Raw genomic sequence first — 24,365 nt, 5'->3', positions numbered from 1 at the left:
CCTGGACCTGATGCCGAAACCCGCCACGCCCGACTCGCTGTTCGAGACCTTCGCCGAGTGGGCGTCGGAGCGCGGCATCACCCTCTACCCCGCCCAGGAGGAGGCGCTGATCGAGCTGGTCTCCGGGAACAACGTGATCCTGGCGACGCCGACCGGCTCCGGCAAGTCCCTGGTGGCGGCGGGCGCGCACTTCGCCGCGCTGGCCGAGGGCAAGCGGACGTTCTACACCGCGCCGATCAAGGCGCTGGTGTCGGAGAAGTTCTTCGACCTGTGCAAGATCTTCGGCACCGAGCAGGTCGGCATGATGACCGGCGACGCCTCGGTGAACCCGACCGCGCCGATCATCTGCTGCACGGCGGAGGTGCTGGCGCAGATCGCGCTGCACGACGGCCCGCGCGCGGACATCGGCCAGGTCGTGATGGACGAGTTCCACTTCTACGCCGAGCCGGACCGCGGCTGGGCGTGGCAGATCCCGCTGCTCGAACTCCCGCAGGCGCAGTTCCTGCTGATGTCGGCGACCCTCGGCGACGTCCGCCGCTTCGAGGAGGACCTGACCCGCCGCACCGGCCGGCCGACGACGGCGGTCCGTTCGGCGACCCGCCCGGTGCCGCTGTTCTACGAGTACCGCCGGACCACGCTCCACGACACGCTGGAGGAGCTGCTGAACACCGGTCAGGCTCCGGTGTACGTGGTCCACTTCACGCAGAAGGAGGCGGTGGAGCGGGCGCAGTCGCTGATGAGCATCAACATGTGCTCGAAGCAGGAGAAGGACGCGATCGCCGCCCTGATCGGCAACTTCCGTTTCACCACCAAGTTCGGCCGCAACCTGTCGCGTTACGTCCGGCACGGGATCGGCGTGCACCACGCCGGCATGCTGCCGAAGTACCGCCGCCTGGTGGAGCGCCTCGCGCAGGCCGGTCTGCTGAAGGTGATCTGCGGCACCGACACCCTCGGCGTCGGCGTCAACGTGCCGATCCGCACGGTGCTGTTCACGGCGCTGTCGAAGTACGACGGCCAGCGGGTGCGGATCCTGCGGGCCCGCGAGTTCCACCAGATCGCCGGGCGGGCGGGCCGGGCCGGCTTCGACACCGTCGGCCAGGTGGTGGCGCAGGCCCCGGAGCACGTGGTGGAGAACGACCGGGCGCTGGCGAAGGCCGGCGACGACCCGAAGAAGCGCAAGAAGGTGGTCCGCAAGAAGGCCCCGGACGGGTTCGTGTCCTGGACCGAGGAGACCTTCGAGCGGCTGATCGCGGCCGACCCGGAGCCGCTGGTGTCCCGGTTCAAGGTCAGCCACGCCATGCTGCTGTCGGTGATCGGCCGCCCGGGCAACGCGTTCGAGGCGATGCGCAAGCTGCTCACCGACAACCACGAGGACCGCCCGGCGCAGCGCCGCCACATCCGGACCGCGATCGCGATCTACCGCTCGCTGCTGGAGGGCGGCGTGGTGGAGCAGTTGGACGAGCCGGACGCCGAGGGCCGCACCGTCCGCCTGACGCTGGACCTGCAGGAGAACTTCGCGCTGAACCAGCCGCTGTCGACGTTCGCGCTGGCCGCGTTCGACCTGCTGGACCCGGAGTCGCCGTCGTACGCACTGGACGTGGTGTCGGTGGTCGAGGCGACGCTCGACGACCCGCGGCAGATCCTCGCCTCGCAGGAGAACAAGGCGCGCGGCGAGGCCGTGGCGGAGATGAAGCGCGACGGCATCGAGTACGAGGAGCGGATGAACCGGCTCCAGGAAATCACGTACCCGAAGCCGCTGGAGGAGCAGCTCGGCCACGCCTACGACGTGTACCGGCGGGCGCACCCGTGGATCGGCGACCACCCGTTGCGGCCGAAGTCGGTGGTCCGCGACCTGTACGAGCGCGCGATGACGTTCACGGACTACGTGGGCTTCTACGAGCTGGCCCGGACCGAGGGCATCGTGCTGCGCTACCTGGCGGGTGCGTTCAAGGCGTTGGAGCAGACCGTCCCGGACGACATCAAGACCGATGACCTGAAGGACGTCATCGCCTGGCTGGGCGAGCTGGTCCGCCAGGTCGACTCCTCGCTGCTGGACGAGTGGGAGGCGCTGGCCAACCCGACCGAGCCGGAGGCGGGCGAGGTCCGGCTCGACGAGAAGCCGGCCCCGGTCACCGCGAACGCGCGCGCGTTCCGCGTGCTGGTCCGCAACGAGCTGTTCCGCCGGGTCGAGCTGTGCGCGCTGGAGCACTACGAGGAACTGGCGGAGCTGGACGGCGAGGACGGCTGGGACGCGGACCGCTGGGCGGACGCGATGGACGGGTACTGGGAGGAGTACGACGACCTGTTCACCGGCCCGAACGCGCGCGGCCCGAAGATGCTGCTGATCGAGGAGGTCGAGGACGAGGGCCTGTGGCGGGTCCGGCAGATCTTCGACGACCCGAACGGCGACCACGACTGGGGAATCTCCGCCGAGGTCGACCTGTACGGCTCCGACGAGGAGGGCCGCGCGGTCGTCAAGATCACGGCGGTCGGCGCGCACTGACGGGCCGTCGGCCCGCGGCCTGCTACGGCTGTCCGGCCAGCCGGGCCGCGACGGTGCGGGCGCACGCGGCGGGCGGGGTGGCGGTGGTGTCCACCTCCAGGTCGTAGTGGACGCCGTCGTGGACCCGGTGGGCCTGGTCGGCGGCCATGCCCGGGGTGCGGTCCGGCCGGGCGCGCTCGCGGGCGGCGGCCCGGTCCGGGTCGCAGCGGACGCCGACCCAGAGCACGTCCAGCCCGGCCAGCGCCTCGCGCCAGCGCTGCTGGGAGGCCGCGCCGGAGAGGAACACGTCGTCGACGATGACGGGGGCGCCGGCCCGGGCGGTGGCGGCGACGCCGGCCGTCCAGGCGGTCTCCAGCCGGCGGAAGGCATCGCCGACGGTGACGACGCCGTCCCCGCCGAGGTCGATGCCGTCGTCCTCGGCCAGCAGCGCGGGCGGCATCGCCCCGATCAGGTCGTCGATGCCGAACGTCAGCCAGGGCTCCGGCAGTTGCTCCTGCAGGGCGCGCGCGAGGCTGCTCTTCCCGCTGCTCGAACCGCCGTTGAGCACGATCACCCGAATGGTCACCCGCCCACCGTACCCGCGCGGCCGGCCGCGCGGGCGCTCACCACTGGTGGGCGGCGAAGTCCACCGGTCCGGGCCGGAGCCGGCCGGCGTGGGCGACCAGGGCGCGCAGCTGCTCGGCCATCGCTTCGGGCGCCAGGTGCTTGCGGTCGCCGTGGCCCGGCAGCATCCACTCGAAGCGCAGCCGGGGCGCGACCCGGGCCAGCGAGGCGGCCTGGGCCTCGATGGAGTACCAGGTGACGTGTTCGGCGACGGCCAGTGCGCCGGCGGTGCGCGACCAGTAGATGCTGTCGCCGCTGAAGCAGTACCGGTCGTCGGCGAGGTACAGCACGCTGCCCTCGGTGTGGCCCGGCACGGGGTGGGCGACCACGCCGTCCGCGACCGTGGTCGGCGCGGTGCCGCGGAGCACCCGGTCGGCGTCGGGCGCGGCGTCGAGGTCGCCCTCGTGGATCCACAGCCGGGCGCCGAACCGGTCGGCGTAGCGGCGGCCGTGCGCGGCGTGGTCCCGGTGGGTCAGCAGCACGTCGGTGACCGGCCCGTGCGCCTCGTAGCGGGCGGCCAGCGCCTCCGACCAGCGCGGCGTGTCGATCATCAGCTGGGTGCCGCCGGGCCTGCGCAGCAGGTAGGCGTTGGCGCCGGCGGTGCGCCGCGAGTTGTGGCCGCAGAGCAGCACGTTCGGGTCGATCGCCAGCGGGTACGGGTCGGCGGCCGGGTCCAGCGGGCCGGAGCGGCGGCGGATCGAGCGGGTGTGGCAGGCGTAGGCGGCGGCGTTCAGGTCGGCCAGCTCGGCGGCGGTGCGGGGCTGCCGCACCACCTCGGAGCGGCGCCCGGTCTGCACCACCAGCTCCGGTGCGAGCTGCCGGGCCACGTCGCACCCGGTGCACCGGTCGTCCACGTACCAGTCTTCGTCCATGACACTGCCCCCGGAGGTCGTAACGGATCGTCACCGGGCCCGCGCGGCCCGCTCCTTCAAGAGGTATCCCGGGGCGGGGGGAAACCGGAAGGGGGTCCGGGTCTTGTGCTTCCGGCGCGGGGGCGCTCTGCTGACGGGGCGTCAGCGCGGGGCCAGGCCGTCCACCAGCAGGTCGACCAGGGAGGCCAGGAACTCCGGGGTGACGGGTTCGCCGAGCAGCAGGTGGCGGGCGAACAGCGGGCTCATCAGCGCCTCGACGGCCGCCCGGGGGTCGATGCCGGGGCGGATCTCGCCGCGTTCGGCGGCGCGGCGCAGCAGGACCTCCGCGCGCTCCAGGCGGTCGGCCCAGTAGGCGTCGCGGCGGCTGCGGGTCTCGGCGGTGGCGGGCGCGATGCTCAGGTGCAGCAGCGCGGGGCCCTCCGGGGTGGCGAGGAACGCGCCGAGGGCGGTGAGGAGTTGACGCAGGTCCTCGCGCAGGCTGCCGGTGTCGGGCAGCGGCAGCGCGTGGTCGGTGTAGTCGGCGAGCGCCTCGCGGAGCAGTTGTTCCCTGGTCCCCCAGTTGCGGTACACGGACGTCTCGTGGACGCCGGCGGCCGCGGCCACCGCCGAGACGCTGGCGGCCTCCAGGCCGCCCTCGGCGAGCAGGCGCACGGTGGCGTCGAGCACGGCGCGCCGCATCGCCGCACCGCGACGGCGCAGCGGGGCGGGGGCCCCGCTCCCGGCCGGCGCGGCGCGCCCGCCCGCCCGGTCCGCGCCGGGCTGCGCGCCCCGGCCGGTGCTCGGCTCCGCTCCATGGCCGGCGCTCGGCTGCGCGCCCCGGCCGGCGCTCGGCTGCGACGGGCGGGGATTCGGCTGCGACCTGGGTGAACTCGACACGCCCGAAGCCTAACGCAGGCCTCCTTGCGTTGCCGCCGGGCGCGACGTAGCCTCGGCAATGCAAGTCGCCTTGCGATAGACCACCAGCGGGGCGTTGCGGCAACGAGGCCGCCGACCGTGCGCCGTCGGCCGGAGAGGATCGACCATGGCCCGGATGCGTGCCGTCCGTCTGCACCTGCCCACCCGCAAGCTGAGCGTCGAGGAGGTGGAGCGTCCCGTCCCCGGCGCCGGCCAGGTGCTGGTCAAGGTCGAGGCGGCGGGCGTCTGCCTGTCCGACGTCCACCTGATCGACGGCTCGCTGACGCCGCTGTACCTGCCCGGCGAGAGCGTCACGCTCGGCCACGAAGTGGCGGGCACCGTAGCCGAGTTGGGGCCGGACGCGGGCGCCTGGCAGGTCGGCGACCGGGTCGTCCTGCAGGCCGGCGAGAAGCGCGACGGGATCACCTGGACGCGCGGCGTCGACTACGACGGCGGCTGGGCCGAGTACGCGCTCGCCCGCAAGGACACCCTGATCCGGCTGCCCGAGTCGATCCCGTTCGAGCAGGGCTCGATCATCCCGGACGCGGTCTCCACCCCGTGGGGCGCCATCACCACCACCGGCCAGGTCCGGCCGGCCGAGCCGGTCGGCGTGTGGGGCGTCGGCGGGCTGGGCGCGCACGGCGTGCAGCTGCTGCGCGCGATCGGCGCCAACCCGGTGATCGCCGTCGACCCGTCCCCCGCCGCCCGCGAGCGGGCCCTCGCCTTCGGCGCGGACCTCGTGCTGGACTCGGCGGACCCGGAGCTGGCCGCGAAGATCGGCGCCGCCACCGGCGGGGCCGGCCTGTCCGCCGCCTTCGACTTCGCCGGGGTGCCGGCCGTCCGCGAGCAGGCGATGACGGTGCTCGGCGCGCACGGCCGGCTGGTCCTGGTGGGCCTGACCGACCAGCCGCTGACCGTCGCCGACAGCGTCCGGTTCTCCTACCTCCAGCAGCAGATCCTCGGCCACTACGGCTCCGAGGAGAACGCCGTCCCGCAGCTGATCTCGCTCGCCGCCGGCGGCCGCCTGGACTTCTCCCGCTCGGTCAGCGACGTGCTCCCGCTGGAGCGGGCCGCGGAGGCCGTCGAGCGCCTGCACACCAAGCAGGGCAACCCGATCCGGCTCATCCTCAAGCCCTGACGCCCCGTCACCGCGCCCGGCCCGTCCCGTCTCCACCGGGGCGGGCCGGGCCGTTTGCCTTCGAGTGCGCTCCAACTCCTACCGTCTCTCCCGTTCCCCCGCACCGACGGACCACGGAGAGCCCGATGACCGACACCGCCACCACCCGCCAGGAGCGCTTCGAGCACGGGCTCGACGTGCTCGGCCGGATCGACGGCGAGGCCGGCGACAACGTCCTCGCCGCCCTGTCCGACGTGTCGCCCGAACTCGCCCACCAGGTCGCCGCCTGGGGCTTCGGCGAGATCTACGACCGTCCCGAACTCGCGCCGCGCGACCGCCAGTTGGTCACCCTCGGCATGCTCACCGCGCTGGGCGGCTGCGAACCGCAGCTCCGGGTCCACGTCAACGCCGCGCTGAACGTCGGCCTGACGCCGCAGCAGGTCGTCGAGGCCCTGCTGCACTCCGCCGTCTACTGCGGCTTCCCCCGCGCCCTGAACGCCACCTTCGCCGCCAAGCAGGTCTTCGCCGAGCGCGGCCTGCTCCCGGTCGTCCCCGCCTGACGGCCGGCCGTCAGCGGACGGGACGCCACCGGAACCAGTAGTCCGTGCCGTCGGCGCGGTACCGCTCCCCGTCGTCGAAGCGCAGTTCGCCGATCAACTGCCGTGCGCCGGCCGGGCACCGGCGGTGCGGGACGAGCAGTCGTCCCAGGGCGTCGTACCGGACGTCGACCCCGCCGAGGTCGGGATGCGGCGTGTCGTCCCCGGCCTCCTGCCGGGCGTTCCAGACCGCGAAGATCGCCCACCACTCGCGTTCCCACAGCGCGGCCCCGGCGCTCGCGGGCCACACCTGGTAGGTGCCCGGCTCGTCGCCGTCGTCCCGCCGGAGGCAGCGGAAGTAGTGCGGCACCCCCTCGACCGGCGCCAGGCCGGCCCGCGGCCCGTCGCACCACTCGTGCTCGACGACCGCGTACTCGAAGCCGTCGGCGATCAGCCGGTCCGTGTCCCAGGTGTCTGCCACGGCCGGGGAGGGTACCCGCCGGCGCTCCGCCGCGCCCGCGAATATTTCGCTCGCGCCCGGACGGCCCGTGGTGGAGGGTTGCGCCATGATGCTGCACGAGGACGAGATCCCGGCCGACGCCTCCCTGGTCCGCCGCCTGCTGGCCGAACAGCGGCCGGAGTGGGCCGGGTTGGCGGTCCGGGCGGCCGGGTCGGGCACCGACAACCGGATGTTCCGGCTGGGCGACGACCTGCTCGTACGCCTTCCCCGCACCCCCGGCACGGCGGAGGCGGTGCGCAAGGAGCAGCTCTGGCTGCCGCGCCTGGCGCCGCGGCTGGCGTGCCTCGTGCCGGAGCCGGTGCACGAGGGCGTGCCGGGGGCCGGGTTCCCGCTGCCGTGGTCGGTGTACCGGTGGATCGACGGTGCCGCCCCCGGGCCCGGCTCGGTGCCCGACTGGGCCGCGTTCGGGACGGACCTGGCCGGTGCCGTCCGCAGCCTGCACGCCGTCCCGCTACCGCCCGAGGCCGACCGGGGCGCCCTCCAGTGGTACCGGGGCGGCGAGTTGGCGCCCTGCGACCCGTGGGTGCGCGAGCGCTTCGCGCAGGCCCGCGCCCTGCCCGGCCTGGAGCTGGACCTCGACCGGCTGGAGGCGCTCTGGCGGCGGGCCCTCGCCCTGCCCGCCCCGTCCGGCCCCCCGGTCTGGCTGCACGGCGACCTGAAGCCGTCCAACCTGCTGGTCCGCGACGGCCGGCTGCGCGCCGTCATCGACTTCGGCGGCCTGTCGATCGGCTTCCCCGACGCCGAGCACGCCCCGCTGTGGGACGTACCGGCCGCCGCCCGCCACGCCTACCGCGCCGCGCTCGGCCTCGACGAGCAGGTCTGGCAGCGGGCCTGCGGCTGGGCGGTGGCCGTGGCGATCAGCGGGATCCCGTACTACTGGCACACCGACCCCGCCTTCGTCGCCGAGTGCACCGCCCGCCTGCGAGCCGTCCTGGCGGACCACTGAGACGGAGCCCCGACCGGCCCGGGCGTCGGCGCTCCGGGACGACCGCGTGCGCCGGCACCGGAAGTTCCCACAGGCGGAGCGCCCGACCCGCTCCCACGACCGGGTGCCCACAGCCTCCCGCCGGCGCACGGGGGCCGGCGGACGCAGGCCGCGCGCGACCAGCAGGGCGTCCGTCTCCTCGGCGCCGAGGAAGGTCCGCCACGGCTCGCCGCCCCTGCGCGGCGGCCACCGGCGCCTGCTCGGCGAACGCCTGCCCGGCCGGCGGCCGGCAGGACGGCGACCGGTTCCGTGCCCGGCCCGGGCCCCCGACGGTGTGCAGGACGCGGCCGACCGCCTCGGCGCTCGGGTACCTCGTGACGCACCGCCGGCTCCCCAGGGCGGGCCGTGCCGGGTCGAGCCCGGCGGCCGGCAGGGCGGCGGTCGGCCGCTGCGCCGTCGCGGTTCGCCTCGAACAGCCGGATGCGGGCCGCCCGTTCCCTGCGGCGGGCGAAGGAGTCCGGGCCCGTGCCTCGCCGACGCCTCGCCGACACGGAACTGCCTTCCGGTGCACGTTCCGCAACAATTCCCGGTGTCGCGGCGGCCGCGCGTGATAGGCAGACGCAATGGCTTCCACTCCCGCTTTCCCGGACCTGCTGGACCTGATCGAGGAGCGGTCGGCGGCGCTGCGCCACGCCGTCGCCACCGCGCCGGACCCGCGAACGACTGTCCCCACCTGTCCGGACTGGCACCTGCCGGACCTGCTCGCGCACCTCACCGTCGTGCACCGCTTCTGGACGGCCGCCGTCCTCGCCGGGGCCGAGTTCGTCCCGGCCCCGCCGGAGGCGGACGGCGACCTCCCGGCGGCCGAGGCCCTGGCCCGCTCGGCGGAGGCGACGTCCGCACTGCTGGCGGCACTTCGGGAGGCCGGGCCGGACCGCCCCTGCTGGACGTGGTGGCAGAGCAGCGGCAGCCCCAACGACAGCGGCGCGATCGCCCGCCACCAGGTGCAGGAGGCCGCCGTGCACGCCTACGACGCCCAACTGGCCGCGGGCGCACCGCTTCCGGTCCCCGGGGCGGTCGCCCTCGACGGCATCGACGAGTTCCTCGCCCTCTCCTGGGGCACCGCCGACCCCTGGCCGCACGCGCCGGCCCGGATCCGCCTGCGCACCGACGAAGGCCGGACCTGGCAGGCGGAGCTCACCGCCGACGGCCCGCGGCCACTCGCCCCGGACACCGAACCCGTCGCCCTCGAACTCATGGCACCGGCCAGCGAGTTGCTCCTCACGCTGCACCGCCGCCGTCCCGCCGCGGCGGTACGCAGCACTGGCGACCCGGCCCTGCTCGCCGTCCTGCTCGCGTGGCCCCGCCTGGGCTGACGGCCTACCCGCGCCGTCGCCGAGCGCCCCGCCCGGGGCGGGCGGCGACGGCGGAGCCGTGGGCCGTCTCGGCGGACGCCAGCACCAGGAAGCTGCCGATCAGCGCGAACACGGCCGGGACGCCGGCAGAGATCCGCAACTGCGCGCCACGCCGTCGCTCGCCTTCGTCCTCGGTGATGTCGACGCGGACGAACTGACCGCCCCGGTCGGCGACTTCACGCTTCGTCCAGTAGTAGCCGGTGGAGTCCTTGCGGATCTCCTCCGCGCCGCCGGCGGTCGCCAGCCCGAGGCCGATCAGGCAGGCCACGACCACGTAGCAGAGCTTCAGCCCGCGCGGCAGCACCATCATGTACTGCACCAGGTCGAAGCCGCTGCCCCGCCGCAGGAACGGCACCGACCAGGACCGGGCCAGGGCCGCCCCGAACACCAGGACGATCGCGCCGAGCGTCGAGGCCCACAGCCACACCGGCGCGACCCAGCGCAGCGGTGGCGCCGTCGCCGCCAGGCAGAGCAGTTCCACGGCGCACAGCACCCAGGCCGCGAAGAAGTGCACCCGGTAGCAGCCCCGCAGAACTTCCACGCCTCACCCCGTTCGCATGAACCCCGAATGCCCGCGCAGCCTATCCCGCGCACCCGCCGGGGGTGTTCACTTCACGCCAGTGGCCCTCCGGGCGGGAACTGCACGACGACCTGCTCGCCCTCCCCGTCCGGCTCCTCGAACATCGCCAGGTAGCGGTGGAGCAGCGCCCGGTCCACGGTCACGGAGTTGGCGCCCTCCGTGAGGTTCCGCGCCGCCAGACGGCCCTCCAGGGTCGCCAGGTCGGCCTTGAGGTGCACCAACTCCCAGCGGCAGCCGTGCTGTTCGATCAGCTGCCGGTAGTCGGCGCGGGCGGCGCGGCTCCAGAAGCTGTAGTCCACCACCACGTCCCGTCCCGCCACCATCAGTTCGACGAGTTCCCGCCGCTGCCGCCCGCGCACCTCCTCCTTGAGCCGGTCGTACTCGTCGGCCGCCAGCACCAGTCCGGCGTCGCGCCCGCCGAGCACCCGCCAGACCTCCTCGTCGATCGACAGCCGGACGAAGCCCCGCCGCACCAGCCCCTCCGCGTAGGTGGTCTTGCCCGCCCCCGGGAGACCGCACATCAGCACCACGGTGCTCAATCGCCTCGTCACGCCGCCAGGTTAGTGCGCGGCACCGCACCGCAACCGATCCGCCCGCGCGGTCGTCCGTGATCGTGACACAGCGGATCGGCGGATCGGCGGATCGGCGGATCGGGCGGATCGAACGGGGGGCGGGGCGTGGGCGTGCGTCGAGCGGTGGGGGCCGGGCTGCTGGCGGTGCTGGTGGGGGTCGGGGTGGGGCTGTACCCGGACCCGTACGACAACGACGGTCACAGCACGCTCTACTGCGGGTCCGGCTTCGGCGGGCCGGGCTACTCGGCCGAATTCAATCCGGACTGCCGGGTCAGGCGCAACGGCCTGCTCCTCGCGGCATGGCTGCTGATCGGGACGGGTACCGCCGCCGCGGCCGCCGCGCCGCTGCGATCGCGGCAGCGGCACGCCGAGCGCGGGCCCGAACCGTCGGACCGCCGAGCCGCTCCTTGACGGGGCATCGGACCGCCGGACCGCCGGATCCGGCGGGTTGCCCGCTCGAACCCGATCGCGTCGACCGCCTCCCGGTGATCCCGCCACCGCCGACCCGCCCTAGACTGCCCCTCATGGCATGCCGCATCAGCGAGTTGATCCTGGACTGCGCCGACCCCGAGCTGCTGGCCCGCTTCTGGTGCGAGGTCCTCGGCTACGTCGAACTGGGCCGGGAGCCCGACGGCGGCATCGAGATCGGCCCGCCCGGCACCGGCTTCGGCGGCCCCCTGCCGACGCTGATCCTCAGCCCCACGGCCGACCCGCGCCCGGCGAAGCTGCCGCTGCACCTGGACGTCAGCCCCACCGACCGCGACCAGGACGCCGAACTCGCCCGCCTGCTCGCCCTCGGCGCGACGCCCGCCGACGTCGGCCAGACCGGCGAGGAGAGCTGGCACGTCCTCGCCGACCCCGAGGGCAACGTCTTCTGCCTGCTGCGCACGCCCGTTCCGGCCGTCTGACCGGCGGCCCCGCCGGGCCCGCGACGAAGGAGCTCCGACCCGTGACGGGAACCGCCGCCCGCTACCTGTACCTGGCCCGGCACGGCGAGGCGCTGCCGGACGGGAGCGGGCTGTCCGAGGCGGGGCGCCGCCAGGCGGCCCTGCTCGGCCGCCGACTGGCGGACCGCCCGGTCTCGGTCGTCCACCACGGCCCGCTGCCCCGGGCCGCGCAGACCGCCGAACTGGTCGGCGCGCAGCTGCCCGGCGCCGTGCGCCGGGTGTCGGAGGCCGCCGGCGACTACCTCCCGCACTTCCCGGACCGGGACGAACTGCCGTCCGACAGTGCCGAGTTGTTCCTGACGTTCCTCGCGGGGTGCACGCCGGAGGACCGGGAGCACGGCCCGGCCCTGGCCGAGCGGGCGATCGCGGAGTTCACCGGGCCGGTGGCGGGCGACCGGGAGCGGCACGAACTGGTCGTCACCCACGCCTTCCTGATCGGCTGGCTGGTGCGGCACGCCCTGGACGCCCCGAAGTGGCGCTGGCTCGGGCTCGACCAGGCCAACGCCGCCCTGACCGTGATCCGCTGGACGCCGGGCCGGCCGGCGGCCGTTCTGCTCATGAACGACATGCGGCACCTCCCCGACGATCTCCGCTGGACCGGATTCCCGCCCGGGTCACGGGTGTGACCGCACACCGGGCCCAGCGATCCGCAGGTCCCCGGCCGGCGTTCGCCCGGGGCGGAGCGGACGTTCCCGAAGCAGCCACGGTCGCCGACCGCGACGCGACCTCGCTGCCGACCGGCTGACGGCGCGTCGGCAGCGGGGTGCCGGTGCCGGGGCCCGTCTTCTTACCCGCGGGGCTGCGGCGCCGGTTCGAAGACAGACCTCAGGACGCTGCGGGCCGGGCGATCGAGACGAGGTAGCTGGCGTGTTCGTCGAGGGCGGCGGCGGCGTGCTCGTCGTCGCGGTCGATCAGCCAGGTGAGGGTGAGGCCGTCCAGGGCGCCGAGCGCGTAGCGGGCCAGGACCGGCAGGGGCACGGTCCATTCGATGTCGGCCAGGCGTGCCATGGCCTGGAGGGAGTCGCGGGTCGCGTCGAGGTAGTGGGCGTACTGACGGCGTGCCAGGTCGGCCAGGCCGGGCCGGCGCAGGGCGTACTGGGTGAGTTCGTAGGTCAGCAGGTGTTCGTCGGGGCTCTGCCGGATCCGCTCCCAGTAGGTGTGCAGGCCGGTGCGGACGACCTCGGCGACCGGGGCTCCTTCGACGCCGGCGGCGGCGACGGCGGGGGCGAGGGCGCGCACCATGATCCGTTCGACGACGCTCTGCAGCAGTTCCTCCTTGGAGCGGAAGCAGTAGTGGAACGCGCCGAGCGGCAGTCCGGCCTGCGCGACGACGGCGCGGGTGGTGGCCTTGGCGACGCCGTCGCGGATCATGACCGTGATCGCCGCCTCGATGAGTTGCTCGCGGCGCTCGTCGGCGGAACGGCGGGTCATGCGGGCTCCAGGAGGGATCGGCGGCGGGCGGGCATCGGCACGCTACCTCAGTCCGGTCCGGTCACAGGAAGGCGTGTCCTTCGCCCCGGTAGGTGGGGGCTTCGTCGACGATGCGGTCGCCGTCCACCAGGTGCAGGACGTCGACGCGTTCGCACAGCTCGCCGGCCTTGGCGTGCCGGAACCAGACCCGGTCGCCGAGGCGCAGCGCGTCGGCCGCGGGGCCGGCCAGCGGTGTCTGGACCTCGCCCGCGCCCTCCTGGGGGAGCAGTCGCAGCCCGGCGGGGTGGACGGGGGTCGGCAGCCGGTCCGGTCCGGCCGGGCCGGACGCGGTCCAGCCGCCGCCGAGGACGGTGACCAGGCCGGGGGCGGGACGGCGGACCACGGTGAGTGCGAAGTACGCGGCCGGGACCGGGTCGAAGGCCCGGTAGTGGTCGAACAGCGCGGGCGCGAACAGGCCGGAGCCGGCGCCCAGTTCGGTGACGGCGTCCTCCGCCGAGGTGCTCTCCAGACTGCCGGTGCCGCCGCCGTTGACGAACTCCAGCGGCGCCACGTCGAGGACGGCGCGCACCGCCTCGGCCCGCCGCCGCGCCAACTCCCGGGCGGAGGCCCGCTGGACCAGTCGGACCGCGCCGCGGTGCAGCGGCGCGCCGGGGCGGTCGTCGGCGATGCCGGCGATCTGGCCCTCGTAGGACATCACGCCGACCAGTCGCAGCCGCGGCCGGGCGAGGACGGCCCGAGCCAGCTCCCGGGCCGCGTCGGGGGCGTGCAGCGGTGAGCGGCGCATGCCGAGGTGGAGCTTTCCGCCGAGCAGGCGCAGCGAGGCGTCGAGGTCCAGGCAGATCCGCAGTGGGGGGCCGTCCGGGCCCGCCGCCGCGCAGATCAGCTCCAGGTGCTCGACCGAGTCGGCCATCAGCACGACCCGGGCCGCCGCCCGCTCGTCGGCGGCGAGTTCGCGCAGCGGGTCGGCGTCGGCGCACGGGTAGCCGACCAGGACGTCGCCTCGTTCGTCGTCGAGCGTGCGGGCCAGCCAGAGCGCCTCGGGCAGGGTGAACGCCATGACGCCGCGGAAGCCCGGCATCCGCAGCACCCGGTCGATCAGCTCCCGGGAGCGCACCGACTTGCTGGCCAGCCGGATCGGTTTGCCGCCGGCCCGGCCGACGAGCTGCGCGGCATTGGTGCGCAGCGCCTCCAGGTCGACGACGGCGAACGGCGGACGCAGCCCGGCGGTCGCCCGCTGCAGTCGTTCGATGGTCATGGGAGGCCCTTCCGTCGGATGCGCGGGCTCGTGTTCGGTGTCGGCCACCCTGACTTGTTCATCTGTCCAAGTCAAGCGTTCAGGTCCCTTGACTTGGACAACCGTCCGGCAGCACGCTTCCCCCCATCAACGAGCCGAGAGGACACCGGAGATGAGACCGGACACGACACCCGCGTGGCGCAACTGGGCAGGCAACGAGCAGGCCCGGCCGGCCCGGGTGGCGCACCCCCGGGACGCCGAGGAGGCCGCCGCCGAGATCGCCGCCGCCGTCCGGGACGGGCACCGGGTCAAGGCCGTCGGCGCCGGACACTCGTTCAGCCCGGCCGCCGTCGCCCCGGGCGTCCAGCTGCGGATGGACCGGATGGACCGGCTGGTGTCCGTGGACCCGGCGACCGGCCTGGTCACCGTCGGCGCGGGCATGCCGCTGTGGAAGCTCAACCCGCTGCTGGCGGAGCACGGCCTGGCCATGGAGATCCTCGGCGACATCGACCGGCAGACCGTCTCCGGCGCGGTCTCCACCGGCACCCACGGCTCCGGCCTGCGCTTCGGCGGCATCGCCACCCAGCTGCGCGCGCTCCGACTCGCCCTCGCCGACGGCACCGTGGTCCGCTGCTCGCCCACCGAGCGGCCCGAGCTGTTCGCCGCCGCCCGGGTCGGCCTCGGCGCACTGGGCGTGATCACCGAAGTGACGCTCCAGTGCGTGCCGCTGTACGTCCTGCACGCCCGGGACACCGCGATGCCGATCGCCGAGGTGCTCACCCGACTCCCCGAACTCGCCGCCGCCAGCGACCACTTCGAGTTCTTCTGGTTCCCGCACAGCAGCACCGCGCTGACCCGCCGCTTCACCCGGCTGCCCGGCGGCACCCCGCTGCGCCCGATCCCCGCGCTCACCCGCCGCCTCGACGAAGCCCTGAACGGCCCCGCCTTCGAGGCGATGTGCCGGATCGGCACCCGGTTCCCGGCCGCGGTCCGCCCGATCGCCCGGTTCGCCGCGAAGGCGATGTCCGCCCGCGAATGGACCGACCTGTCCTACCGGGTCTTCGCCTCACCTCGCGAAGTCCGCTTCCTGGAGGGCGAGTTCGCCATCCCCCGGGAGCACGCCGCGGCGGCGCTGCGGGAGATCCGGCAGTGGATCGACCGCCACGACGAGCGGGTGTCCTTCCCGCTGGAGGTCCGGTTCGTCGCCGCCGACGACATCTGGCTGTCCACCGCCTACGGGCGGGAGAACTGCTACATCGCCTTCCACCAGTACCACCGGATGCCCCACCGCCGGTACTTCGACGCCTGCCAACGGATCCTCGCCGACTTCGGCGGCCGCCCGCACTGGGGCAAGATGCACACCCTGGACGCCGCGGCCCTGCGGCCGCGCTACGAGCGCTTCGACGACTTCACCGCCCTGCGCGACACCCTCGACCCGACCGGCGTCTTCGCCAACCCGTACCTGGACCGCGTCCTCGGCCCGGCCCCCGCCGCCAGGCCCACCGCAGTCGGCTGATCCGCCCGCCCGGGCACCCGAACGCCCCTCAGGACGACCGCCCCCTCTCCGACTCCGCCGCCGGCATTCCGCTTACCGCCGGGAGATCCTGACGCCCCGTCAGCACCTGGACGACGTACGGCCACGCGGCAGCGCCGAGCAGGGCGTCCGCCTCGGGCGTCCCTCCGTAGTCGAACTGCGCGGAGGCCGGCGCGGGGCCCTCGCCGGGCAGGCGGATCCGGTGGCCGGCGTCGGGGCGCTGCACCAGCCGGACGCCGAGGCCGGCGGCGCGCCGCCGCGCGGCGAGCTGTTCGGCGAACGGGAGCGCCGGCCACATCGCGTCGTCGCCGCCCGCGACCAGCAGCAGGTCGGCACGGGCGGCCTGGACCGGGATGTCCGCCGCGGGGACGGCGCCCGCGGAGGTCCGTTCGCTCTGCTCGTACCAGCCGCGGATGGCGACCGGCCGGCCCTCCGGCTCGGCGGGCTCCCAGGTGTCGTCGAGCGGCACGAACGGCAGTGCCCGCCCCTGCCAGGTCCAGCAGGAGCGGAGCGGGCGGTCCGCGCCGTCCCGGCCCGGCCCGACGTTGCTCCACACCCGGGAGGTGGGCGCCAGCGCCACCACCGCGTCCACCCGCGGGTCGTGGACGGCCGTCAGCATCGCGGCCTCGGCGCCCTTGGAGGTGCCGAGCATCCCGATCCGGCGCGCCCCGTTGTCGCGCAGCAGGCCGACCGCCGCGGTGAAGGTCTCCAGCGGCACCTCGCAGATCCCCGGCGGCTGCCCGGGCCCGCCGAACCACCGGAGTGCCAGCGCCGCCACGCCGGCCCGGGCCAGCAGCCGGGCCCGTTCCCGCTCGATCCGCCCGCTCGACCCCGACAGCACCACCACCGCGGCCCCGCTCCCGCCCGCCGGCTCGACGAGCAGCGCCTCCCACGGCTCCGTCAACTCCCGCTCGACGACGTCCATCCGAACCTCCTGCTGCTGATCGGCGGTCGGCACCGCCGGGGACACGGGTCCTGCGGCGGGCACCGTTGCGGTACTAGTCTCTGCGGCCGTCGGACTTCCTTCGTGATCGGGGTGTGCCATGGCCGAACTGCTGCTGTCCCGCCGGGATCTGGACTTCCTGCTGTTCGAGTGGCTGGGGGCGGAGTCGCTGACCGCGCGGGAGCGGTTCGCGGAGCACGACCGGGAGACCTTCGACGCGGTGCTGGACCTCGCGCAGGAGATCGCCGCACGACACTTCGCCCCGCACAACCGGCGCAACGACGTCGAGGAGCCGCGGTTCGACGGCGAGCGGGTGGTGCTGCACCCGGAGGTGGGCGCGGCGCTGGAGGTGTTCGTCGGGTCGGGGCTGATGGCCGCGGCGATGGACCACGACCTGGGCGGGCAGCAGCTGCCGACGCTGGTGGCGAATGCCTGCACGGCGTGGTTCCAGGCGGCGAACGTCGGCACCGCGGCCTACCCCTTCCTCACCGTCGCCAACGCCAATCTGCTGTCCGTCTACGGGACTTCGGAGCAGCGCGAGCGGCTGGTGCGGCCGCTCGCCGCGGGCCGGTTCTTCGGGACGATGTGCCTGTCCGAGCCGCAGGCCGGCTCCTCGCTGGCGGACGTGCGGACCACGGCCGAGCCGCGTCCGGACGGCGGGTACCGGCTGTTCGGGACCAAGATGTGGATCTCCGGCGGCGACCACGAGTTGGCCGAGAACATCGTCCACCTGGTGCTGGCGCGGACCCCGGGCGCGCCGGCCGGGGTGAAGGGCCTGTCGCTGTTCGCGGTGCCCAAGTACCTGGTGGGGGCGGACGGTTCGGTCGGCGAGCGCAACGACGTGGTGCTCGCCGGGCTGAACCACAAGATGGGGTACCGGGGGACGGTCAACACGGTGCTGAACTTCGGCGAGGGGCGGCACCGGCCGGGCGGCGAGCCGGGCGCGGTGGGCGAGTTGGTGGGCGAGCTGCACCACGGGCTGGCGTGCATGTTCCACATGATGAACGAGGCCCGGACGGGTGTCGGGCTGGGCGCGGCGGCGCTCGGGTACACGGGCTACCTGCACGCGCTGGAGTACGCCCGCTCCCGCCCGCAGGGGCGCCCGCTGACGGACCGTGACCCGTCCGCACCGCAGGTGCCGATCATCCAGCACCCGGACGTCCGGCGCCTGCTGCTCGCTCAGAAGGCTTACGCGGAAGGGGCGTTGGCGCTCGGCCTGTACTGCAGCCGGCTGCTGGACGAGCAGCGGACCGCGCCGGAGCCGTCCGCGCGGGCGGCGGCGGGGCAGTTGCTGGAGGTGCTGACGCCGGTGGCGAAGAGCTGGCCGTCGCAGTGGTGCCTGGCGGCGAACGAGCTGGCGATCCAGGTGCACGGCGGGTACGGCTACACGCGCGACCACCCGGTGGAGCAGTTCTACCGCGACAACCGGCTGAACGCGATCCACGAGGGCACGCACGGCATCCAGGCGCTCGACCTGCTCGGCCGCAAGGTGGTGCGGGACGGCGGCGCGGGCCTGGCGGCGCTGCTGGACGCGTTCGCGGCGACCACCGCCCGGGCGGCCGAACTCGGCGGGGAGGCGGCGCGGTTCGCGGCCGCGCTGGATGCCGCCGCCGGGCGGGTCCGGCACACCACGGGCGTACTGTGGTCGGCCGGCGATCCGGAGGTGGCGCTGCCGAACGCCTCCGTGTACCTGGAGGCGGTCGGCCATGTGGTGCTGGCCTGGATCTGGCTGGAGCAGTACCTCGCGCTGGGCGGCGCGGACACTCCCTTCCATCAGGGCAAGCGGCAGGCCGCCCGCTGGTTCTTCCGGGTCGAACTCCCCCGCACCGGGCCGCAGTTCGACCTCCTCGACGCCCTGGACCGGACGGCCGCGGACACCCCGCCGGCCTGGTTCTGAGCCCTCGGCCCGCCGCGCGGCCGGGACTTTCCGGATGTCCGGAATCCGACGGCCGCAGGTCAGCGGGCATTTCACGGGCGCATTCCATGATCCGACCGGTTAAGCGGAAGCAGGGCGTCTGGACAGTCCGCACCGGCCCGATTACAGTCGGTGCGGGGCCTGCGAGAGCAGGAAATGTCACAGTGGGGGCGGCACATTCATCGTCGGGCGGCGGAAATCCGTCCCGCCCGGTGATTCACCATGTCTTCCGGAATCGGCTTCGACCGACGCTGCCGTTTTCGGAATTCGGCTCGCGGAAGCGCCGGTTCTTCACGGCTCGACGCGGGCCGTCGCGTCCGTCGAGGCCCCTCGTCCGCAACTCGTCCGCAACTCGCCCGGACAAGAAGGAGAGACACCCTCATGCCTCTGTCAGCGGCTGACCTCGCGAAGCTCGGCGACACCCCGGTCACGATCCAGTCGGACCACTACCCGAACATCCACCTGCGCATGGACGGCACCGGCGTGACCGAGTTCGCCGGCAGCGGCGCGGGAAAGGTGAACTGCCAGTTCGGCACCAGCCCCTGGACGGCTTTCCGGGTCCGGCCGCAGAGTGACGGTTCTTTCGCATTCGAGTCGGTCGCCTTTCCCGGCGTCTTCCTGCGCATGGACGGCGCCGGAGTTCCGGACAACATGGCCGGCGGGGGAACCGTCAACTGTCAGTTCGGCGCCCACCCATACGAAATGTACAAGCTCCGCCCGCAGGCCAACGGCTCGTTCTCGTTCGAGTCGGCGACGGCATTTCCCAACCATTTCCTGCGCCTGGTGGTCGGCAGCGGAGTGACCGCCGCCACCGGCCCCGGCGGAACGGTGAACTGCCAGATCAACGCCAACGGCGGCGACGACGAGAAGTTCTACCTCGACCTCGCCTGAGCGACTCCGCGGGCCGCACCTGCCGACCGGCGGGGTGCGGCCCGCATCCGTTGCGCGGCAGGCCGCGCCGGACCGGGGCGGTCGGTTCCCCCTCGCCCGGGGCGCGACACCCGCCGGCGCGCGCCCGCCCCGGCGTCCACGGTCCGGTCACCGCTCCCTGCCTCCGGGCGCTTCACGACGGCCCCGCCCGGGCCGGCCTGCACGAAGCCGGGCACGAAGCCGGTACGCGCCGTGCCGAGGAGGTGGTGGCGGAGGGCGTCGGAACGCCTGCGAGCCACGGCCTAGGGTGGTGGGGTTCGCAGGTGCGGGAGGGGGCGGGGCGGCGTGGAGCGGTCGCGGCTGGTGGGGGTCCGTGGCCCGGGCGGTCCGGGTTCGGGGTGGGCGGTCGGCGGCCGGCTGGTGCTGACGTCCGCTCATGTCGTGCGCGCGGGACGGCCGGACGGCGTCGAGGTGTTCCGGCCGGCGGGGCCCGGCCCGGTCGGCGCCGAGGTGCTGTGGTGCGGCACCCCCGGCGGCCGGGACGACGCGGCGCTGCTGCTGGTCGACGCCGCGCTGTGGCCGGAGCCGCCCGGTCCGGTGCGCTGGGGGCGGCTGGTGACGGACCGTCCGGGGACGGCCTGCGAGACCTGGGGCCTGCCGGACGTCGCCCAGCGCCCCGGCCGGCCCGCGGAGGCGGTGCAACTGCTCGGCGAGTTGAACCCGGGCACCGGCTTCGCCGGCAACCGGCACGTGATGGACCTGCGCCGGCACCCGCCGCAGTGGTCCGACGGGTCCGCCTGGGGCGGCCTGTCGGGGGCGGCGGCGTACTGCGACGACCTGCTGGTGGGCGTGGTCGCCTCGGAGCGGGCCCACTCGGGCGGGGCGCAGCTGAACCTGGTGCCCGCCTACGTGCTGCACCACGACCCGGCGTTCCGGTCCGTGCTGGCGGCGCACGGTGTGCCGGCCGCCGTGCTGGAGCCGGTGGAGCTGCGGCACCTGGCGGATCCGGCGCTCGCCCCGGACCGGGCGGCCGGTCCGCTCCGCTCCCCCGCGGCGCTGCTGCGGGCGGCCCGGCAGGTGGTGCCGTTCCACGGGCGGGACGCGCTGCTGGGCGAGCTGGTGGAGTGGTGCGAGCGCGGCGGCTTCGGCGCCTGGCTGCTGCACGGGCCCGGCGGGCAGGGCAAGACCCGGCTGGCGCACGAGCTGGCGGCCCGGCTCTCGGAGCGCCGGTGGGCGGTGCTGTGGCCGCGCCCGGACGCCGGGGCGGCGGAGTTGACGGAGTGTCGGCGGGCGGCCCGTCCGCTGCTGGTCGTCCTGGACTACGCGGAGCACCGCACCGGGCAGCTGGCCGCGCTGGTCGCGGCGGCGGCCGCGCACCGCGGTCCGACCGCGTTCAAGCTCCTGCTGCTGGCCCGCACCGACGGCGACTGGTGGCAGCAGGCCGTCACCGCCGACGACTTGACCCAGGACCACCTGGAGCACGCCCCGACCCGCCGGCTCGACCCGCTCCAGGACGACCCGGCGGGCCGCCCGGCCGCGTACCGGGCCGCGCTGGACGCGCTGGCCGCCGCGCTGCCCCTGGTCGACGGCCAGTCGGGCCCGGACTGGGCGGGCGTGGCCGCCGCGCTGCCGACCCCGCCCGGGCTCGACCAGCCCGGCTACGGCAACGCGCTGACCCTGCAGATGGCCGCGCTCGCCGACCTGCTCGACACCACCGGCGGGTCGGAGCTCGCGGAGCGGCCCGGCGCGAGCGCGGTGGAGGACCGACTGCTGGGGCACGAGCGCCGCTACTGGCAGCGCACCGCGGCCGCGTTCGGTCTCGCGCCCGCGCTGTCGGCCCGGGCGCTGGACGCGGTGGTCGCCGCGGCGAACCTGGCCGGCGCGGCCGACCGCGAGCAGGCCGACCTGCTGTGGCGCCGACTCCCGGCGCTGGCCGACCAGTCACGGGACCGCCGGGACACCGTGACGGCCTGGCTCGGCGCGCTCTACCCGGCGCCCGCACCCCACCCGTTCGGCCCGCTGCCGCCCGACCGGCTCGCCGAACGCCACATCGCCCGCGTCCTCGACACCGACCCGGCCCTCCCCGAACGCCTCCTCCCCGCCCTCGACCCCGACCGCACCGCCCACCTCCTCACCGTCTGCACCCGCGCCGCCGCCCACCCCACCGTCGCCGGCCGCCTCGACCCCCACCTGACCGCCCTGTGCGTCCGCCACCGCACCGCCCTGGCCCCGCACTTCGTCCGCCTGGCGACCCGGAGCCCGCGGCCGGGACCGCTGCTGGCGGCCCTGCGCGAGATCGTCGAGGACCCGCGGACGCCGCTCAGGGAGCTGATGGACCTCAGCGACCTGCTCCCGAACTCCAGTCAGGCCCTGGTGCACGAGGCCGCCGCCCTCGCCCGGGTGCTGACGGACCGTCTGCGGCAGCTCGCCGCCACCGACTTCGCCCGGCACGGACCGCACCTGGCCACGGCGTTCATCGAACTCTCGGTGCGGATGAGTCAGCTCGGCCGCGCCGAGGAGAGCCTGGCGGCCGTCCAGGAGGCGGTCTCGTTGTACCGCGCCTTCTTCGCCGCCGATCCGGACCGCCACGCCGAGGAGTTGGCCATCGCGCTCGGCAACCTCGCCACCCGGCTCGCCAGGGCCCACCGGCCGGACGAGGGACTGACCGTGGCGACGGAGGCCGTCGAACTGCACCGGGGGCGCGGCGAAGCGGGCCTCCCGGGGCTGGCCGCCGCCCTGCTCACCCGCTCCAACGTCCTCGGCCTGCTCGGTCGGCACGAGGACGGGTTGGCCGCCGTCCAGGAGGCCGTCGTCCTCTACCAGTCCCTCGCCGAGACCGACCCGGGAAGCCACGTCCAGCAGCGGGCAGCAGCCCTGGCCGCCCTGACTGTCCGACTGGGAGAGCTCGGCCGCCTCCCCGAGTCCGTCGCTGCCGCCCGCCGCGCGGTGGCCGTGTACCGGGCTCTCGCCGAGGCGGCCCCGGACGCCCACCTGCCCGACCTGGCGGGCGCGCTGAACAACGAGTCGCAGGCCTGGCAGCTGCTCGGTCGGCCCGAACACGGGCTCGCACCCGCCGAGGAAGCGACCGCCCTGCTCCGTCGGCTCGCGGCCCGGAATCCGGACGCCCACCTGCCCGATCTGATCACCGTCCTCACGGGCCTCGCCGACCACCTCAACGAGCTCGGCCGGGACGCCGAAGCGGTGGCCCGGGCCCGGGAGGCCGTCGGCATCGCCCGCACCCTGCGCACGACGCCGCAGGCCGCCCGCACGGTTCACCTGGCCGCGGCACTGCTCTGTCTCTCCCGCCAACTGGGCCGCCGAGGCCACGCCGGGGAGGGGATGACGGTGGCTCAGGAAGCGGTGGCGGCCTACCGCTTCCTGGCGGACCTCTCCCCCGCCGTCCACACGGCCAAGCTCGCCATCGCGCTCGGCCACCTGACCAACCACCTCCTCGTGCTCGGCCGGCCCGAGGAGGCGCTTTCCGCCGGCCGGGAAGCGGTGGAACTGGCCCGAAGGCTCGACCCGCCGGCCCGCCTTCTCCAGCTGGCCGACTCGTTGGAGCGTCTCACCGGCACGCTCGGCGTCCTGGGTCGGCACCTGGAAGCGGTGCCGCTGTGCGCGGAGGCCGTGGAGGTCTGCACCGCCCTGGCTTCCACCGATCCGGGCACTCACCTGCCCCGTCTCGTCCTCGCACTGCTGCGGCTCTCCGAGGAGCTTCGCATCGCCGGGGTCGCCGACTCTGCGGTCGCCTTCGCCCGCGACGCCCTCGACCTCTGCCGGAGCCTGGACGAGGCCGTCCCCGAGCGTCATCTCCCTCTGCTCGCGGAGGCGTTGACCAACCTCGCCGACTGCCTGGGCGAACCGGAGCAGCTGGCGGAGGGCCTGGCCCTGGCCGAGGAGGCGGCGGCGCTCCGGCGGGCCCTCGCGGAGCGCGATCCCGGCACTCATCTCCCCCTGCTGGTCCATGCGTTGATCGTCCTGGCCACCCAGTACGGGATGGCCGGCCGGGTGCAGGACGCGCTCGCTCCCGCCGTCGAAGCGGTCCGCATCTGCCGCGCCGATCCCGGCCTGCACCGGTCGCCGCTGGCCGCCGCCCTGCGCATCCTCGCCGTGGTCCGCCTCAATCTGGGCGCACGCGAGGAAGCGCGGGCCATCGCCTCGGAGGCGCTCGGCCTGTTCCGGGAGCCGGCCGCCGAGCGGCCCGCCGAGTTCGACCGGGTGGTGGCGCAGTTCACCGGAATCCTGGCGGCGATCGACGAACTGTCGACGGACGAATTCCCGGACAGCTAGTATCCCGAATATGCGGACGAGCGAAGGCGTCGAGTGGGGCCTGCACTGCTGCCTCACCCTGGTGTGGCTGGACGAACCCGGCCCGGTGCCCTCGGCCCGGCTGGCGGCGATGTTCGAGCTGTCGCCGACGTACCTCAACAAGGTGCTGCAACGGCTCACCCGGGCAGGGCTGTTGACGTCCGTCTCGGGGCCGCGCGGCGGCGTCCGGCTGGCCCGCGACCCGGGCCGGATCACCATGATGGACGTGGTGACGGCCGTCGAGGGCGCCGACCCGCTGTTCGCCTGCGCCGAGATCCGGCAGCGCGGCGCCTCCGCGGAGGGCGCGACCGACCGCGAGTTCGCCCGCCCGTGCGGGATCGCCGCCGCGATGCGCCGCGCGGAACTCGCCTGGCGCCGCGAACTCGCCGCCCGCACCGTCGCCGACCTGGCCCGGGAGGCCCCGTCCGCGTCCGTCACCCGGATCCGCCGCAACTACGCCCGCCTCGCCTCGGCCGCCTGACCCGCCGCCCCGCACCCGCGGAGCAGCCGACCACCCCCATTCAGGACACCGACTGTCCCGAAACATCCCCGGAGAACCCGCCGGAACCAATACCGTCAACACCCCACCCCTGGCCGGAGTTCGACCCGGCAGGACCACCCTCCACCCCGCCGTCCTCGCGCTCGG

General features: G+C 74.8%; 22 protein-coding genes. 13 read left to right on the top strand and 9 right to left on the bottom strand.

Annotation, left to right across the window (positions count from 1 at the left end):
• Window positions 1-10 precede the first annotated feature (10 nt).
• Window positions 11-2,503, top strand: coding sequence for a DEAD/DEAH box helicase (locus tag ACFV1L_RS23540; protein WP_380368878.1), 2,493 nt, complete (start codon window positions 11-13; stop codon window positions 2,501-2,503).
• Window positions 2,504-2,525: 22 nt separating this feature from the next.
• On the opposite strand, the gene cpt is transcribed toward ACFV1L_RS23540, so the two are convergent.
• From cpt to ACFV1L_RS23525, 3 genes are all read right to left on the bottom strand, one after another.
• Window positions 2,526-3,068, bottom strand: coding sequence for a chloramphenicol phosphotransferase CPT (gene cpt, locus ACFV1L_RS23535; protein WP_380368796.1), 543 nt, complete (start codon window positions 3,066-3,068; stop codon window positions 2,526-2,528).
• A gap of 37 nt (window positions 3,069-3,105) precedes the next feature.
• Window positions 3,106-3,978, bottom strand: coding sequence for an MBL fold metallo-hydrolase (locus tag ACFV1L_RS23530; protein WP_380368793.1), 873 nt, complete (start codon window positions 3,976-3,978; stop codon window positions 3,106-3,108).
• 141 nt (window positions 3,979-4,119) lie between these two features.
• Window positions 4,120-4,854 carry a TetR-like C-terminal domain-containing protein gene (locus tag ACFV1L_RS23525; RefSeq protein WP_380368792.1) on the bottom strand — a complete coding sequence of 245 codons (735 nt, stop codon included), beginning with the start codon at window positions 4,852-4,854 and terminating at the stop codon, window positions 4,120-4,122.
• Between the two features lie 145 nt (window positions 4,855-4,999).
• On the opposite strand from ACFV1L_RS23525, the gene ACFV1L_RS23520 reads away from it, so the two are divergent.
• Together ACFV1L_RS23520 and ACFV1L_RS23515 are read left to right on the top strand one after the other, a co-directional pair.
• The gene (locus ACFV1L_RS23520; RefSeq protein ID WP_380368789.1) at window positions 5,000-6,010 is read left to right on the top strand and encodes a zinc-binding dehydrogenase; all 1,011 of its coding nucleotides are present in this window, start codon (window positions 5,000-5,002) and stop codon (window positions 6,008-6,010) included.
• 125 nt (window positions 6,011-6,135) lie between these two features.
• Entirely contained in the window at window positions 6,136-6,549 is a 414-nt protein-coding gene (locus ACFV1L_RS23515) for a carboxymuconolactone decarboxylase family protein (protein WP_380368786.1), read from the top strand.
• A gap of 10 nt (window positions 6,550-6,559) precedes the next feature.
• On the opposite strand, the gene ACFV1L_RS23510 is transcribed toward ACFV1L_RS23515, so the two are convergent.
• Window positions 6,560-7,006 (bottom strand): hypothetical protein, encoded by a 447-nt coding sequence (locus tag ACFV1L_RS23510; protein WP_380368783.1) that lies wholly within the window; start codon window positions 7,004-7,006, stop codon window positions 6,560-6,562.
• Window positions 7,007-7,091: 85 nt separating this feature from the next.
• On the opposite strand from ACFV1L_RS23510, the gene ACFV1L_RS23505 reads away from it, so the two are divergent.
• Both ACFV1L_RS23505 and ACFV1L_RS23500 read left to right on the top strand, forming a co-directional pair.
• The gene (locus ACFV1L_RS23505) at window positions 7,092-7,991 is read left to right on the top strand and encodes an aminoglycoside phosphotransferase family protein (protein WP_380368780.1); all 900 of its coding nucleotides are present in this window, start codon (window positions 7,092-7,094) and stop codon (window positions 7,989-7,991) included.
• 602 nt (window positions 7,992-8,593) lie between these two features.
• Entirely contained in the window at window positions 8,594-9,346 is a 753-nt protein-coding gene (locus tag ACFV1L_RS23500) for a maleylpyruvate isomerase N-terminal domain-containing protein (RefSeq protein ID WP_380368778.1), read from the top strand.
• Window positions 9,347-9,350: 4 nt separating this feature from the next.
• On the opposite strand, the gene ACFV1L_RS23495 is transcribed toward ACFV1L_RS23500, so the two are convergent.
• Window positions 9,351-9,926, bottom strand: coding sequence for a hypothetical protein (locus tag ACFV1L_RS23495; RefSeq protein WP_380368775.1), 576 nt, complete (start codon window positions 9,924-9,926; stop codon window positions 9,351-9,353).
• Between the two features lie 71 nt (window positions 9,927-9,997).
• Window positions 9,998-10,516, bottom strand: a complete 519-nt coding sequence (locus tag ACFV1L_RS23490; protein ID WP_380368773.1) for an AAA family ATPase — start codon at window positions 10,514-10,516, stop codon at window positions 9,998-10,000.
• A 126-nt stretch (window positions 10,517-10,642) separates the two neighbouring features.
• Between ACFV1L_RS23490 and ACFV1L_RS23485 the strand changes: the two genes are divergently transcribed.
• From ACFV1L_RS23485 to ACFV1L_RS23475, 3 genes are all read left to right on the top strand, one after another.
• Window positions 10,643-10,948, top strand: coding sequence for a hypothetical protein (locus ACFV1L_RS23485; protein WP_380368771.1), 306 nt, complete (start codon window positions 10,643-10,645; stop codon window positions 10,946-10,948).
• A gap of 113 nt (window positions 10,949-11,061) precedes the next feature.
• Window positions 11,062-11,445 carry a VOC family protein gene (locus ACFV1L_RS23480; protein WP_380368768.1) on the top strand — a complete coding sequence of 128 codons (384 nt, stop codon included), beginning with the start codon at window positions 11,062-11,064 and terminating at the stop codon, window positions 11,443-11,445.
• A gap of 41 nt (window positions 11,446-11,486) precedes the next feature.
• Entirely contained in the window at window positions 11,487-12,110 is a 624-nt protein-coding gene (locus ACFV1L_RS23475; RefSeq protein WP_380368765.1) for a histidine phosphatase family protein, read from the top strand.
• A gap of 199 nt (window positions 12,111-12,309) precedes the next feature.
• Here ACFV1L_RS23475 and ACFV1L_RS23470 read toward each other — a convergent pair whose 3' ends face one another.
• Complete coding sequence (locus tag ACFV1L_RS23470; RefSeq protein WP_380368763.1) at window positions 12,310-12,915, bottom strand: TetR/AcrR family transcriptional regulator; 606 nt, start codon at window positions 12,913-12,915, stop codon at window positions 12,310-12,312.
• A 61-nt stretch (window positions 12,916-12,976) separates the two neighbouring features.
• Window positions 12,977-14,170, bottom strand: a complete 1,194-nt coding sequence (locus ACFV1L_RS23465; protein WP_380368760.1) for an amino acid deaminase/aldolase — start codon at window positions 14,168-14,170, stop codon at window positions 12,977-12,979.
• A 151-nt stretch (window positions 14,171-14,321) separates the two neighbouring features.
• Here ACFV1L_RS23465 and ACFV1L_RS23460 point away from each other — a divergent pair, with 151 nt between their 5' ends.
• A complete protein-coding gene (locus ACFV1L_RS23460) occupies window positions 14,322-15,665 on the top strand; it encodes a D-arabinono-1,4-lactone oxidase (RefSeq protein ID WP_380368757.1) in 1,344 nt (447 codons plus the stop codon).
• 28 nt (window positions 15,666-15,693) lie between these two features.
• Here ACFV1L_RS23460 and ACFV1L_RS23455 read toward each other — a convergent pair whose 3' ends face one another.
• Window positions 15,694-16,608 carry an acyl-CoA thioester hydrolase/BAAT C-terminal domain-containing protein gene (locus ACFV1L_RS23455; protein WP_380368754.1) on the bottom strand — a complete coding sequence of 305 codons (915 nt, stop codon included), beginning with the start codon at window positions 16,606-16,608 and terminating at the stop codon, window positions 15,694-15,696.
• 118 nt (window positions 16,609-16,726) lie between these two features.
• On the opposite strand from ACFV1L_RS23455, the gene ACFV1L_RS23450 reads away from it, so the two are divergent.
• From ACFV1L_RS23450 to ACFV1L_RS23435, 4 genes are all read left to right on the top strand, one after another.
• Complete coding sequence (locus ACFV1L_RS23450; protein ID WP_380368751.1) at window positions 16,727-18,523, top strand: acyl-CoA dehydrogenase; 1,797 nt, start codon at window positions 16,727-16,729, stop codon at window positions 18,521-18,523.
• A gap of 399 nt (window positions 18,524-18,922) precedes the next feature.
• Entirely contained in the window at window positions 18,923-19,432 is a 510-nt protein-coding gene (locus ACFV1L_RS23445; protein ID WP_380368749.1) for a hypothetical protein, read from the top strand.
• A 420-nt stretch (window positions 19,433-19,852) separates the two neighbouring features.
• On the top strand, window positions 19,853-23,701 hold the full coding sequence (locus tag ACFV1L_RS23440) for a hypothetical protein (protein ID WP_380368747.1): 3,849 nt from the start codon (window positions 19,853-19,855) through the stop codon (window positions 23,699-23,701).
• A gap of 10 nt (window positions 23,702-23,711) precedes the next feature.
• Complete coding sequence (locus ACFV1L_RS23435; RefSeq protein ID WP_380368744.1) at window positions 23,712-24,200, top strand: RrF2 family transcriptional regulator; 489 nt, start codon at window positions 23,712-23,714, stop codon at window positions 24,198-24,200.
• Window positions 24,201-24,365: the final 165 nt, after the last annotated feature.

Origin of the sequence: Kitasatospora sp. NPDC059646, assembly GCF_042734615.1 — a bacterium.
In the GTDB taxonomy this organism is placed as follows: domain Bacteria; phylum Actinomycetota; class Actinomycetes; order Streptomycetales; family Streptomycetaceae; genus Kitasatospora.
The sequence above is the reverse complement of the archived record's forward strand: the minus strand, read 5'-3'. Positions and strand labels throughout refer to the sequence as shown.

Coding starts and splice junctions, on each gene's coding strand:
- ACFV1L_RS23460 (WP_380368757.1), top strand. CDS start 14,322: ATGAGACCGGACACGACACCCGCGTGGCGCAACTGGGCAGGCAACGAG.
- ACFV1L_RS23465 (WP_380368760.1), bottom strand. CDS start 14,170: ATGACCATCGAACGACTGCAGCGGGCGACCGCCGGGCTGCGTCCGCCG.
- ACFV1L_RS23445 (WP_380368749.1), top strand. CDS start 18,923: ATGCCTCTGTCAGCGGCTGACCTCGCGAAGCTCGGCGACACCCCGGTC.
- ACFV1L_RS23540 (WP_380368878.1), top strand. CDS start 11: ATGCCGAAACCCGCCACGCCCGACTCGCTGTTCGAGACCTTCGCCGAG.
- ACFV1L_RS23450 (WP_380368751.1), top strand. CDS start 16,727: ATGGCCGAACTGCTGCTGTCCCGCCGGGATCTGGACTTCCTGCTGTTC.
- ACFV1L_RS23520 (WP_380368789.1), top strand. CDS start 5,000: ATGGCCCGGATGCGTGCCGTCCGTCTGCACCTGCCCACCCGCAAGCTG.
- ACFV1L_RS23505 (WP_380368780.1), top strand. CDS start 7,092: ATGATGCTGCACGAGGACGAGATCCCGGCCGACGCCTCCCTGGTCCGC.
- ACFV1L_RS23515 (WP_380368786.1), top strand. CDS start 6,136: ATGACCGACACCGCCACCACCCGCCAGGAGCGCTTCGAGCACGGGCTC.
- ACFV1L_RS23530 (WP_380368793.1), bottom strand. CDS start 3,978: ATGGACGAAGACTGGTACGTGGACGACCGGTGCACCGGGTGCGACGTG.
- ACFV1L_RS23480 (WP_380368768.1), top strand. CDS start 11,062: ATGGCATGCCGCATCAGCGAGTTGATCCTGGACTGCGCCGACCCCGAG.
- ACFV1L_RS23470 (WP_380368763.1), bottom strand. CDS start 12,915: ATGACCCGCCGTTCCGCCGACGAGCGCCGCGAGCAACTCATCGAGGCG.
- ACFV1L_RS23500 (WP_380368778.1), top strand. CDS start 8,594: ATGGCTTCCACTCCCGCTTTCCCGGACCTGCTGGACCTGATCGAGGAG.
- ACFV1L_RS23455 (WP_380368754.1), bottom strand. CDS start 16,608: ATGGACGTCGTCGAGCGGGAGTTGACGGAGCCGTGGGAGGCGCTGCTC.
- ACFV1L_RS23435 (WP_380368744.1), top strand. CDS start 23,712: ATGCGGACGAGCGAAGGCGTCGAGTGGGGCCTGCACTGCTGCCTCACC.